The following is an 11,696-nucleotide window of genomic DNA, read 5'->3' as shown; positions in this document are numbered from 1 at the left end:
CGCAACCCAAAAGGTAGCGTCAGCGAGGTGAGCAACCCTGCCGATGGCGACGGCCGGCGCCGCAGCGGGTTCCGGGACGCGGACGACCTGCGCAGGGAGGTCGGCGCGCGGATCAGCGAACTACGCACCGCGCGGGGGTTGAGCCTGTCGGCCCTGGCCCGGTCCGCCGGCATCGGCAAGGGGTCGCTGTCCGAACTCGAGGCGGGACGGCGCAACCCCACCCTCGACACGCTGTACGCGGTCGCCGGGCCCCTGGGCGTGCCGTTGTCCGCCCTGCTCGGCGACGAATCGGGCACCGAGGGCGGCGGCTCGCAGCTGACCGCCCGGCTGCTGCACGTCGAGCACCATGACGACGGGGCGACCACCGAGGTGTTCTGGCTGCGGGTGGTGCCCGGCGGCGTCCGGCGCTCCCCCGCGCACGGCCCGGGCGTGGTCGAGCACGTCCGGGTGGTGCGCGGTCACCTGCTGGCGGGCCCGGAGGGCTCCCAGCGCCACGCGGGACCGGGTGAATCGCTGGAGTGGATCAGCGACGCGGTGCACACCTACAGCACCGAGGACGGCGCGCTCGCCGTGCTCACGATCGTCACCCCCGCCTGACGCCTTCCCGGCGCGAGCCCGGACCAGCGGCGGGGCGGGCCGCTAGTCGTGGCCGATGATGAACTCCGAGGTCGAGCGGTGTGCGGTGGGCGGCACCACGAAACCGTTCATCACCGCCGACAGCCGAAGCGCACGCTCGGAGTGGAAGACGTCCTCCAGCGACATCGGGGTGCCGCCGAGCCCGGACAGCGGCACCCGCCAGTTAGGGTACTCGTCGGTGGTTCCGGGCTGGTTCTGGGTGCGGTGGTCGCCGACGGCGTCGGTCAGGGCGGCGCAAAGCATCCGGGCCGGGGTGGCGACCAGGAAGCGGTGCAGGGCCAGCACGATGTCCACGGTGGACGGCTCCTCGCCGGTCAGCAGGCCGCGTTCGCGCAGCAGCGCCAGCCAGTCCTCGCGTTCGCGCCGGGCCTGGTCGAGTTCGGCGTCCAGCCCCTCGGTCAGCAGGCCGAGCTGATGCTGCAGCTTCACGTGGGCGGCGTCCAGGTACCCGGCGGTGGGCGGCAGGTCGTGGGTGGTGACCGAGGCCATGCAGTATTCCCGCCACGACTCCGGCGGCAGGATCTGACCGTTGCCGTCGCGTTCGAACCAGGCGATCGAGGTGCCCAGGATGCCGCGGTCGCGCAGGTAGACCCGCACCCACGGCTCCACCACGCCCAGGTCCTCGCCGACCACGACCGCCCCGGCGCGGTGCGCCTCGAGCACCAGGATGCCGACCATGGCCTCGTGGTTGTAGCGCACGTAGGTGCCCTTGGTGGGACCCATCCCCTGCGGCACCCACCACAGCCGGAACAGCCCCATGATGTGGTCGACCCGGATACCGCCGGAGTGCCGCAGGATGCCGGCCACCATGTTGCGGAACGGCGCGTAGCTGAGCTCGGCCAGCCGGTCCGGACGCCACGGGGCCTGCCCCCAGTCCTGTCCGGTCTGGTTGAAGTGGTCGGGCGGGGCGCCGACCGAGACGCCGCGGGCGAAGGTGTCGCCCAGCATCCACGCCTCGGCGGAGGTGGCGCTCACCCCGACCGCGAGGTCGTTCATGATGCCGACCCGCATGCCGGCCGCCTTGGCCGCCGACTGGGCGTCGCGGAGCTGTTCGTCGGCCACCCACTGCAGCCAGGAGAAGAAGACGATGTCGCCGACGTGCGTGGCAGCGAACTCCGTCACCTCCGGTGAGGACGGACGCCGCAGCTCGGCCGGCCATTCCCGCCAGTTCAGCCCGTGGACGTTGACCAGCGCGCACCAGGTGGCGAACTGCGACAGCGGGCGCCCCTCCTTGCGGACGAAGTCGTTGAGGCTCATCAGCCGGGTGGGTTTGAGCCCGGCATCGAAGATCACCTTCAGCGCCGACAGCTTCGCGTCCCACACGGTGTTGCGGTCGATCAGCGGCTCGTCCGCCAGCGTGCGGGCCAGCCCGTTGTGCAACTGGGCGACCTTGTGGCGTTGCCGCTGGTCGAGCCCGGCGTATTCGGCGATCGCCTCGGGCCGGATGTAGATCGGGTTCACGTAGCGGCGTGACGTGGGCAGGTAGGGCGACGGCTCCAGCGGGGTCATCGGCTCGGCCGCGTGCAGCGGGTTGACCAGCACGTAGGACGCGAACTGCTGGGTCGCCGACCAGGTGGCCACGTCGGCCAGGTCGGCCAGGTCGCCGATCCCCCACGATTCGGCAGAGCGGACGCTGTACAGCTGAGTGGCGTAGCCCCAGACCCGCTTGTTGCCCATCGTGGGCGGGAAGCCGAGGAAGTGCGGGGTGACGATCAGCGTCTCCTCGGCCCGCCACTGCTCGGTTCGGCAGCCGACCCGGTGGTACCCGATCGGCAGGTCGTCGGGCAGCTCGAAACTCGCCTCGCCGATCATCACCCCGTCGACCTCGCGCGCGGGCTCGTCGTTGATCAGCTGGCGCAGGGTTCGCCCGCCGCCGTCCTCGAGCCGGACGTAGACGTCCGCGGCCGCGCCGTCGGGCACATGCACCCGCAGCACCTCGGGACGGCCCTGCTGCATCACGGTGCACGGCGGCAGCGCCCGGCGCCAGGGCTGCAGCCTGAGTTCACGCACGGCCGCGGCGGCGGCGGCCTCGTCCGAGGCGTCGATCTCCATCGCCGCCAGCACGGCGATCACGGTCTCGTCGGGGATCTCGGTGAGCCGGCCCTTCCAGTCCCAGAACTCCGTGGCGATGCCGAACTCGGCGGCCAGCTCGGCCAGGTACGGGTTGGACAACGCCATGGTCGGGATCCTTGCCGCTCGTTCGGACGCCCTCACCCTAGGGGACGAAGCGGGTGGCGGGCAGGTGCGCCCCGCCGCGTCCGGGCCGTCACATCGCTAGTCGTCGCCGGACGCCTCGAAGCTGGCCAGCAACGTGCGCAGCGAGCCGGTCAATTGTCGGCGGGTGAACGGGTTCAGCGGCTCCAGCACGCCGCGTTCGTAGTCGATCAGATCGACCAGAGCGGCGCCGACCAGGGCAGAACCGGACGGGGTCAGCCTCACCCGCACGCTCCGCCGGTCATCGGGGTTGACCTGGCGTTCGACCAGCCCCCGGCCGGCGAGCCGATCGATCCGGTTGGTCATGGTGGCACTGGTGGACAGAGTCTGATGGATCAGCTCGCCCGGGGACAACTCGTAGGGCGCCCCTTCGCGGCGCAGCGAGGCCAGCACGTCGAACTCCCAGATCTCCAGGCCGTGGGCGGCGAAGCAGCGCTTCCGGGCCAGGTCGAGATGCCGGGCCAGTCGGCTCACCCTCGACAGCACCGCCAGTGGCTCGGTGTCCAGCCCGGGGGTCTCGACCTCCCAGGCGGCGATGATCCGGTCGACCTCGTCCATCAACCCGGCGTCTGGACCGCGGGATCGTCCGAGGAACGGTTGGCCACTGGACCGATCCGGAAGGCGAGCAGCACCGCGACCAGGCCGACCAGCACCATCATCACCATCACACCACCGAAGGTGAACGGCGCCGAGGCGGTGTCGTGGAAGCGGGCGAACCAGGCACCGGCCAGGCCGGTGAACAGGCTGCTGCCCAACGACTCGCCGACCTGCAGCGACGAGGTGTTGCGGCCCAGCTCGTCGTCATCGGAGAGCTGCATCACGGCCAGCGAGGTGCTCGGGTTCTGCAGGCCCATGCCGAAGCCGGCGATGATCCAGGCGATCATCACCAGGCCGATCCAGCTCTCCGGCAGGTAGGCGGTCACCGCCAGCAGGGCGATGCCCGCCGCGATGCCGGCCACACCGACGATGATCATCTGGTCGCGGCGCCACGACAGCCACGACTGCGACTGCAGCAGCGCGCCGGTCATCCAGCCGATCGAACCGATGGTGAGGGTGATACCGGTGAACACCGCGTCGAGGCCGCGCTCATCGATCAGCATCAGGGTGAGGAAGGACTGGGCGCCGAAGAAGGCGCCGGCGCTGAACAGCCGGGCGCCGACCACGCCCGCGATTCCGCGTCCGGACCAGTCGATCGACTTGGGCATCAGCGGCGGCAGGCCGAACACGATGGCCGCAAGTCCGGCGGCGGCCCACAGCGCCGACCACAGGTCGAGCCGCTGGCCCGCCCACTGGATCAGCGCCAGCCCCGCGGCGACGGCCGCCGCCAGCAGCATCAGCCGCTTCTTGAGTTCGTGCGGCTCCTCGGGCGCCAGCTCGATGTTGCGCAGCGGCCGCAGCACCAGGGCTCCGCCGATCGCCATCACCGGCAGCACCGACCAGAACACGAAATGCCACGAACTGACCTGCACGATCCAGCCGGCCAGCGGCGGCCCGACGAACGCGGGCACCATCCAGCAGGCCGAGAACCACATCATCAGCTTGGCCCTGGACGCCTCGTCGTAGGCCCGGGCTATCAGCACCATCACCGCCACGTTCATCGTGCCGGCGCCGAGGCCCTGGGTGAACCGGGCCAGCAGCAGCACCCACATGGTGGGGGCCAGGGCCGCGAGCACCAGGCCCGCGGCGAAGATGCCGAAGCCCCACATCATCGGTTGGATCGGCCCGTACCGGTCGCTGAACTGCCCGGACGCGACGATGCTGAACGTCATCGCGATGACGAAGGCGGTGAAGGTCCAGGCGTAGAGCCCCACGTTGCCGAGGTCACGGGCGGCGGCGGGCATGGCGGTGAGGACGGCGTAGGACTCGAACGAGATCGCCATCACGCACATCATCAGGCCGATCGTCAGCCATTGCCGGCCGGCCTTGCCGCTCATCGGCACCTCTTCCGCACGGCTCGGAGTCTACGGGGCGCTGTGAAGCGGACCGCCAGTACGCGCCGGACCCGCCGAGACCACGGCGAGCAGGTTGTCGGCCTTGAGTTCTGTCTCGGCCCACTCCCCCGCCGGGTCGGAGTCGAAAGTGATGCCGCCGCCGGTACCCAGGTGCAGCGCCCCGCCGTCGGCCCAGAAGGTGCGGATGGCCACGTTCAGCTCGCCGGCACGGCGGTCGGCGTCCACCCAGCCGACGGCGCCGCAGTAGACGCCGCGGGGCACCGGCTCGAGTGCGGCGATCAGCTCGAGCGCGGCGAGCTTGGGAGCGCCGGTGACCGAGCCGGGCGGGAAGGTCGCGGCGACCAGTTCGGGCCAGCCCATGCCCGGCCGGAGGCGTCCGGTCACCGTCGAGACCAGATGATGCAGGCCCGGATGCGCCTCGACGGCGAGCAGCGACGGCACGCCCACCGTGCCGGGCACGCAGACGCGGCCCAGGTCGTTGCGGACCAGGTCGACGATCATCACGTTCTCGGCGGTGTCCTTGGCCAGGAAGCCGTCCGCGGTCGCGGCGGTGCCCTTGATCGGGGCGGACCGGACGCGGTCGCCGTCCCGGGCGAGGAACAGCTCGGGCGAGGCCGAGGCGATGTCGACGCCGTGCCCGGGCAGGTGCACGACGGCGCTGAACGGGGCCGGGTTTCTGCGGGCCAGCGCCGCGCCGAGGGCGGGCAGCTTGGCGTCCGGCGGGAGCGGGGCGGTCAGCCGCCGGGTCAGGTTGACCTGGTAGACGCCGCCCTCGGCGATCACCCGTCGGATGCGGCGCACGCCGCGCTCGAAGCCGCCGGCGTCCAGCGAGCTGTGCCATTCGCTCCGGTCCGGTCCGCGCCACGGCGGTCCGGGCCAGCGCTGGGCGGGGCGGACGCGGTCGAACCGGGCGCACGTCGGCGTCCCCTCGAAGGGCAGCACCACCGCCCAGAATCCGGTCGAGTCGAGCGCCGCCAGGTCGCTGGTGACGTCGCGCAGGCCGGTCGCCAGGCGTCCACCGACCACCGCGAGCGCATCCATCGCGACATCCCATCACGCCGGGCTCTGGCGACCCAAGCAGGCGCGACTAGAGTACGGCCATGACCGAACTGGCACCCGGCGCACAGACGATCACCGACGAGCGCACCGACCTGCGTGTCGACGAGGGCGACCACGAGCGGTTCAGTCACTACGTGCCGAAGAACAAGCTCACCGAGGCGATGGTGATGGGGACGCCGGTGGTGGCGTTGTGCGGCAAGGTGTGGGTGCCGAGCCGCAACCCCGACCGGTTCCCGGTCTGCCCCGAATGCAAAGAGATCTGGGAGTCGATGCGTTCCGGCGACGACGAGTCCTGACCGTGGCACACACCCTGATCGTGATGCGGCACGCCAAGTCGTCGTGGGGCACCAGCGACCCCGACCATCGGCGTCCGCTCAACAAGCGCGGCGTCGCCGACGCCGAGGCGGCCGGCGGCATCCTGGCCGGCTACCGCATCGACCTGCTGCTGTCGTCGACGGCGACCCGCACTCGCGAGACCTGGCAGCGCGCCGAGGCGGGCGGGGCGGCCGCGGTCGAGGTGGAGTTCACCGACGCGCTCTACGGCGCCTGGGCCGACAGCGTGCTCGACCTGCTGCGCGAGGTGGACGAGGGCGTCGGAACCGTGATGGTCCTGGGCCACGAGCCCACGATGAGCGAACTGGTCGGGTTGCTCGCCGAGCCGTCCGAACTGGCGGACGAGGCGTCGGCCGGTTACCCGACAGCGGCGCTGTCGGTGCTGGAGGTGGACGGCCCGTGGGCCGACCTGGTGGCCGGCGGGGCGACAATGGTGCGCTTCGAGGTGCCGCGCGGCTGACGCTGCCGGTTGGTCGAGCCGGAAGGAACGCTCAGCCGGGACCGCAGCGACTGGATTCAGTCGCGGATGGCGGCCAGGTGCGCCAGGGCTAGGTCGTAGCCGCCGAGGCCCAGTCCGGCGATGACACCCAGGGCGTAGGGCGACACCACCGAGTGCCGGCGGAAATCCTCACGGGCGTGCACGTTCGAGATGTGCACCTCGATCACGATCGGGACCTGGGCGACGGCGTCGGCCACGGCTATCGAGTAGTGGGTCCAGGCGGCGGGGTTGAGCACCACTGGAACGTCGTTATCGGCGGCCTCGTGCAGCCAGCCGATCATTTCTCCCTCGTGGTCACTCTGCCGCACCTCGACGGCCAGGCCGAGCCCCTCGCCGGTGCCGATCAGGTGCTCGCGGAGCTGGTCGTGGGTGACCGACCCGTACACCTCGGGCTCACGCTTGCCGAGCCGGCCGAGGTTGGGCCCGTTGAGGACGAGGACGCGCTGTGGCTGGGTCACGTCGCCATTGTGCCGCCCGGGCCGACCCGGCGTCACCCGGTCAGGACGCCGGGCGGGGCGGCCGATACCCCGACGGCCCGGACCACGACTTCTTCCGCCGCGTCGCCGCCGAAACCGACGCCCGGCGCATCGTCGACCTGGGCTGCGGGACGGGTCTGCTCACTGTGACCCTGACCGGTCCGGGACGCGTCGTGACGGGCATCGACCCTGACCCTGCGATGCTCCAACGGGCTTCGAGCCGGCCCGGAGGCGACGCCGTCATTTGGCGGCTGGGCACGGCCGAACTGCTACTCGAGCACGCGCGACGTCGTCGCGGGCGAGCAGCCACTCCAGTTCCGAAGCCACCAGCAGATCGGGACCGACCTGCGGCGAGCGGGACTCGCCCTTGACGAGACCTTCCGGAACTTGCGGCCAGACCCGTTCACCGGCGGCCCGGAGCAACCACTCATGGTCTTTTCGCGCACGACTGCCCGCGTCGGTGTAGCGGCGAAGCCGGGCTCCTCCACTCCCCCACCCCGGCCTCTCAGGCGCCCCGCCACGACAGGTCGACCGGAGCCAGTCGTACGCGTCGCTCGAGGATGCTGTCGTCGCCGCTGCCGGCTTCGTACGGCAGCGGCGGTGGCCTGGAGACGAACCGGTGCCCGGTCGGGGTACGGAGACCGATCACCTGATCGGGACCGCGACGCGCGTACCAGCCGGGTGACTCCTTCACCTGGTTGCAGCGCTCACACAGACCCTGACCGTTGGCGATCGACGTGGTGCCGCCGTCGCGGACCGGCCGCACGTGGTCGGCGTGACGGATCGGCGCCCCGCACCACGGCGTCCGGCACACGGCGTCGCGGACGGCGAGGAACTGCCGCATGCCCTTGGGGAAGCGCCGGGCCCTGGATTCCATCGCGACCAGTTCACCGGTCCCGGGCCGGGCGTACAGCCTGCGCAGCCAGCCCTGACCGGCGTTGGACGCCGAGGCGGCGAGACGGCGTCCGATCGCCGCCGGAACGGGGCCGTGCCCGGGCACCCGGGCGGCGGTGTCGCTGAGCCCGAACAAGGCCTGATCGGTGATCACCAGCTGCACCTCGACCGGGACCGCCTCGGCACTGGTCTGCCCGGTGAGGCGCTCCACCAGCGTGTCGGCCATCACCTGCCCCTTCGTGCGGCTGCCGCCGCTCGCCCGTTCGGTCGCCGCGGCTCGGGTCAGGGCGGCGAAGACCGCGACCCCCTGAACGACCGGTAGCAAGGCGGTGAGCTGCGCCATGCAGTCGGGCGCCGGCCGCAGGGTGACCCGCCGGTCGCGCTCGGCCCGGGCCGTGCGTTCGACCACGCCGGCCGGATCGAGCTCGTAGCCGATGCGACGTGCCTCGGCGGTCAGCTGAGAGTTCGACAGGTGCGCCAGCCGGCCCGCCAGCGCGGCGTCGACCACGGCGCGATCAGCCTGGGAAAGACAGGCCGTCTCGCGAGCCACCAGGCTGGCGGTGTACTCGGAGATCTCGCCGGCCTCGAACAGCCGCAGCGTGCAGGGCAACTCGGCGTGCAGCACCCACGCCAGGCCGAGCAGCTGGGCGCCGCGGTGCGGCGACTCCCGCCTGGCCAGGCCGATCTCGGCCGCCACCGACGAGGGCACTCTGCGCAGACGATGCCGAGTGGCCCGAGCCTCCGCTTCGCGGAGACGTCGCAGCTCGACCGCCAGCCGGGCCTGCTCGGCGGCCGCGGCGTTCTTCACCCGTTCGAGCGCGGTGATCCGCTTCACGATCGCGGCCGCGGACGCCGGCAGCGGCGTGACCGACCCGGCCACCGCGCCCGCCCCCGGCTGCTCCATGACCCAACGCTAGGACCCGGGTCTGACAGTTTTCGTCGGGTGCCCCTCGGCCGGCGGGCCCGGGGTTGCCGGGGTGTGCCCCGTGCAGTGATGAGATCCCGGCGTTCGCCGGGATGACGAAGTGGGTGCCCTGGTGACGCGGTGGGTGCCGGGTGACGCTCCCTGCCTCAGGACGCCGTGCGACCCAGCCCGATCTGCAGGTAGGCCGCCCCGAACAGGCCGCTGAGCAGCAGCGTGACGTAGCGCTCCATCACCGAGTCGGTCGTGTGTTCGAGCCGGGTCACCCGGATCTCGACCGCCTCCGCCGTGCGCTCCAGCCGCAGCCGCGACTCCGCCGCCGACTCGTCGTCGAGGCCGTCGTCGACCAGCACCAGGCCCGGACGCCGCTCGTCGCCGGCCTGCTCGAAGGGGTCGGCGAACGGGTCGCGCGGACGCACCTGCTGCAGCAGGGAGACCAGGTCGGTGGCGTCGGCGGACAACCCGATCCGGCCGGACGCCAGCCGCAGCGCCTCCACGATCCGGCGGCTCGCGCGGGCCGCCAGTACCGACCCGCCCCAGACCAGCGGGGCCGCATCGGCGAGGTCGAGCGCCATCGCCTTGGCCGGGTTGACCGAGACGTCGGTGCGCGGCGCGCAACGCTCGGCGACGGCGTCCATCGCCCCGGCGATCACCTCGGGCGCGGTGTAGGGAGCCAGCCCGAGCCGGTGCAGCGCCACCAGGCACACCACCGCCGCGGCCAGCGGGTCGTCGGTGCTCACCGGCAGCAACGTCGTCGCCCGCGAGGCCGCCCGCTGCGCCAGCGGCGAATCCGGCGGGCAGGCCACCAGGACCCGGCAGCCCCGGCGTACCGCCTCGGCGGCCACCGCCAGGCTCTGCGGCCCGCGGCTGCCGATCAGCAGCACCACGTCCAACGGGCCGACCCAGCCGGGCAGCCCCAGGGCGGGCCAGGCGACGAACGGCACCGGGCAGACCGGTTCGAGTACGGCGCGCAGCAACCGCGCCTCAGGTCCGTACGCGATCACCGCGCGGGGGCGGTCCGCGTCGTCCAGCCCGTTCAGCGGCGCCTCGGCCAGTGCGGCCTCGCGACGCACCCGCGCCCCGCACGAGGCCAGGGTCATCAGCAGCGGAGAGGCCGCGGCCAGGACGTCGGGGTCGTCCAGTCGCGAATCGTCGAAGTCGAACATGGTCTCAGCCGCGGGCCGGCCGGCGGGCCTCGTCGATCAGCAGGATGGGAATCCCTCCGCGCAGCGGGTAGGCCAGGCCGCAGTCGGCCCCGGTGCAGATCAGTTCGGACGCCTCGTAGTCCCAGCTGAAGGTGCTGTGACAGGCCGGGCAGACCAGCAGTTCGAGCACCTCGTGGGTCAGGTCAGGCATCGGCTCCTCCTCGGATGATCGACAGTGCCTCGTCGCGCAGCGCCGCCATGGTGTCGGCGTCCCGCGCCTCGACGTTCAGCCGCAGCAGCGGCTCGGTGTTGGACGGCCGGACGTTCACCCACCAGCCGTTCCCGACGATGGTCAGACCGTCCTCACGGTCGGCCTCGCCGCGGCCCGCGAACGCGGCCGCCACGGCGTCCAGTACGGCCGGCACGTCCTCGACGGCCGAGTTGATCTCACCGGACGCCGCGAACGACGGCAAGCCGGCGACCAGGTCGGACATGGTGCCGTCACTGCGGCCCACCATCGCCAGCATGTGCAGCCCGGCGAGCATGCCGGTGTCGGCGCCCCAGAAGTCGCGGAAGTAGTAGTGCGCCGAATGCTCCCCGCCGAACACGGCATCGAACTGCGCCATCTTGGCCTTCACCGAGGTGTGCCCCACCTTGGACACCACCATCGTGCCTCCGGCGTCGGCCACTACCTTGTCGACGGCGCGGGAGGTGATGGTGTTGATCACGATCGTGCCGCCCGGGTCGCGCTCCAACTCCTGGCGCGCGATCAGCGCGGTGATCAGCGACGGGCTGACCACCTCGCCGCGCTCGTCGACGATGAAGCACCGGTCGGCGTCGCCGTCGAAGACCAGCGCCAGGTCCGCGCCGTGCTCGCGCACCGCGGCCTGGGCGTCGAGCAGGTTCTGCGGTTCGAGCGGGTTCGGCGGATGGTTCGGGAAGGATCCGTCGAGCTCGGTGAACAGCCCGATCAGGTCGATGTCGAGCGGGCCGAGAACGGCCGGGGCCGTGTGCCCCGCCATGCCGTTGCCGGCGTCGTAGACGACCTTCAACCGGCGCATCCCGTCCAACGGCACCAGGTGGTGCAGGTGTGCCGCGTAGTCGGCGAGCACGTCGACCTCGCGCCGGGAACCCGCGACCACGGCCGGCGCCGGGGGGGCGCCCTGCGCCAGCTCGGCGATGGCCACCAGAGACTCGGGCTCGATCGGGGCCGCCTTGGCCTGGCAGAACTTGACGCCGTTGTAGGCGGCCGGGTTGTGCGACGCGGTCAGCTGCACCCCGGGCACGTCGAAGGTCCCGGACGCGAACCACAGCTGGTCGGTGCTGGCCAGCCCGATGTCGATCACGTCGGCGCCCTGCCCCATCGCCCCCTCGCTGAACGCGGCGGCCAGTTCAGGACCGGTGGTGCGCATGTCGCGGCCCAGCACGAAACCTCGCCCCGCCAGGCCGAACACCTCGACGAATGCCGCCCCCACGGCCCGCGCGCCCGCGGCGTCCCATTCGGGATCGTCGCCCACAACGACTCCGCGGATGTCGTTGGCCTTGAAGATGGACGGGGTGATCATG

General features: G+C 72.0%; 13 protein-coding genes. 4 read left to right on the top strand and 9 right to left on the bottom strand.

Annotated elements, in window-relative coordinates; translation table 11 throughout:
- Positions 1-27: 27 nt before the first annotated feature.
- Entirely contained in the window at positions 28-597 is a 570-nt protein-coding gene (locus OIE40_RS03560) for a helix-turn-helix domain-containing protein (protein ID WP_264700133.1), read from the top strand.
- A 42-nt stretch (positions 598-639) separates the two neighbouring features.
- On the opposite strand, the gene malQ is transcribed toward OIE40_RS03560, so the two are convergent.
- From malQ to OIE40_RS03540, 4 genes are all read right to left on the bottom strand, one after another.
- Positions 640-2,814: a 4-alpha-glucanotransferase gene (gene malQ, locus OIE40_RS03555; RefSeq protein ID WP_264700131.1), complete on the bottom strand. Its 2,175-nt coding sequence runs from the start codon at positions 2,812-2,814 to the stop codon at positions 640-642.
- 96 nt (positions 2,815-2,910) lie between these two features.
- The gene (locus OIE40_RS03550; RefSeq protein ID WP_319805198.1) at positions 2,911-3,408 is read right to left on the bottom strand and encodes a MarR family winged helix-turn-helix transcriptional regulator; all 498 of its coding nucleotides are present in this window, start codon (positions 3,406-3,408) and stop codon (positions 2,911-2,913) included.
- Positions 3,408-4,784, bottom strand: coding sequence for an MFS transporter (locus tag OIE40_RS03545; protein WP_264700127.1), 1,377 nt, complete (start codon positions 4,782-4,784; stop codon positions 3,408-3,410). Before OIE40_RS03545 ends, OIE40_RS03550 begins: the two co-directional genes overlap by 1 nt.
- Before the next feature lie 27 nt (positions 4,785-4,811).
- Positions 4,812-5,843: a chorismate-binding protein gene (locus OIE40_RS03540; protein ID WP_264700125.1), complete on the bottom strand. Its 1,032-nt coding sequence runs from the start codon at positions 5,841-5,843 to the stop codon at positions 4,812-4,814.
- A 59-nt stretch (positions 5,844-5,902) separates the two neighbouring features.
- On the opposite strand from OIE40_RS03540, the gene OIE40_RS03535 reads away from it, so the two are divergent.
- Positions 5,903-6,157 (top strand): DUF3039 domain-containing protein, encoded by a 255-nt coding sequence (locus OIE40_RS03535; RefSeq protein ID WP_264700123.1) that lies wholly within the window; start codon positions 5,903-5,905, stop codon positions 6,155-6,157.
- A 2-nt stretch (positions 6,158-6,159) separates the two neighbouring features.
- A complete protein-coding gene (locus OIE40_RS03530) occupies positions 6,160-6,654 on the top strand; it encodes a SixA phosphatase family protein (RefSeq protein WP_264700121.1) in 495 nt (164 codons plus the stop codon).
- Positions 6,655-6,710: 56 nt separating this feature from the next.
- Here the strand turns inward: OIE40_RS03530 and aroQ are convergent, their stop codons facing one another.
- Positions 6,711-7,151 (bottom strand): type II 3-dehydroquinate dehydratase, encoded by a 441-nt coding sequence (gene aroQ, locus OIE40_RS03525; RefSeq protein ID WP_264700119.1) that lies wholly within the window; start codon positions 7,149-7,151, stop codon positions 6,711-6,713.
- On the opposite strand from aroQ, the gene OIE40_RS16995 reads away from it, so the two are divergent.
- The gene (locus tag OIE40_RS16995) at positions 7,139-7,540 is read left to right on the top strand and encodes a class I SAM-dependent methyltransferase (protein WP_413774451.1); all 402 of its coding nucleotides are present in this window, start codon (positions 7,139-7,141) and stop codon (positions 7,538-7,540) included. The two genes, aroQ and OIE40_RS16995, sit on opposite strands and share 13 nt — an antisense overlap.
- Before the next feature lie 134 nt (positions 7,541-7,674).
- Here the strand turns inward: OIE40_RS16995 and OIE40_RS03520 are convergent, their stop codons facing one another.
- The 4 genes from OIE40_RS03520 to OIE40_RS03505 form a co-directional block, all read right to left on the bottom strand.
- Positions 7,675-8,967, bottom strand: coding sequence for an HNH endonuclease (locus OIE40_RS03520; RefSeq protein ID WP_264700118.1), 1,293 nt, complete (start codon positions 8,965-8,967; stop codon positions 7,675-7,677).
- A gap of 167 nt (positions 8,968-9,134) precedes the next feature.
- Positions 9,135-10,151 (bottom strand): SIS domain-containing protein, encoded by a 1,017-nt coding sequence (locus OIE40_RS03515; protein ID WP_264700116.1) that lies wholly within the window; start codon positions 10,149-10,151, stop codon positions 9,135-9,137.
- Between the two features lie 4 nt (positions 10,152-10,155).
- Positions 10,156-10,341, bottom strand: a complete 186-nt coding sequence (locus OIE40_RS03510) for a Trm112 family protein (RefSeq protein ID WP_264700114.1) — start codon at positions 10,339-10,341, stop codon at positions 10,156-10,158.
- Positions 10,334-11,695, bottom strand: a complete 1,362-nt coding sequence (locus OIE40_RS03505; protein WP_264700112.1) for a phosphohexomutase domain-containing protein — start codon at positions 11,693-11,695, stop codon at positions 10,334-10,336. Before OIE40_RS03505 ends, OIE40_RS03510 begins: the two co-directional genes overlap by 8 nt.
- Position 11,696: the final 1 nt, after the last annotated feature.

This window comes from Micropruina sonneratiae, assembly GCF_025972045.1.
Taxonomy (GTDB): domain Bacteria; phylum Actinomycetota; class Actinomycetes; order Propionibacteriales; family Propionibacteriaceae; genus Micropruina; species Micropruina sonneratiae.
Note: the sequence above shows the minus strand (reverse complement) of the source record. Positions and strands in the feature narration are given on the sequence as shown.

Coding starts and splice junctions, on each gene's coding strand:
- OIE40_RS03550 (WP_319805198.1), bottom strand. CDS start 3,408: ATGGACGAGGTCGACCGGATCATCGCCGCCTGGGAGGTCGAGACCCCC.
- OIE40_RS03540 (WP_264700125.1), bottom strand. CDS start 5,843: ATGGATGCGCTCGCGGTGGTCGGTGGACGCCTGGCGACCGGCCTGCGC.
- OIE40_RS03505 (WP_264700112.1), bottom strand. CDS start 11,695: ATGATCACCCCGTCCATCTTCAAGGCCAACGACATCCGCGGAGTCGTT.
- OIE40_RS03520 (WP_264700118.1), bottom strand. CDS start 8,967: ATGGAGCAGCCGGGGGCGGGCGCGGTGGCCGGGTCGGTCACGCCGCTG.
- malQ (WP_264700131.1), bottom strand. CDS start 2,814: ATGGCGTTGTCCAACCCGTACCTGGCCGAGCTGGCCGCCGAGTTCGGC.
- OIE40_RS03535 (WP_264700123.1), top strand. CDS start 5,903: ATGACCGAACTGGCACCCGGCGCACAGACGATCACCGACGAGCGCACC.
- OIE40_RS03510 (WP_264700114.1), bottom strand. CDS start 10,341: ATGCCTGACCTGACCCACGAGGTGCTCGAACTGCTGGTCTGCCCGGCC.
- OIE40_RS03545 (WP_264700127.1), bottom strand. CDS start 4,784: ATGAGCGGCAAGGCCGGCCGGCAATGGCTGACGATCGGCCTGATGATG.
- OIE40_RS03515 (WP_264700116.1), bottom strand. CDS start 10,151: ATGTTCGACTTCGACGATTCGCGACTGGACGACCCCGACGTCCTGGCC.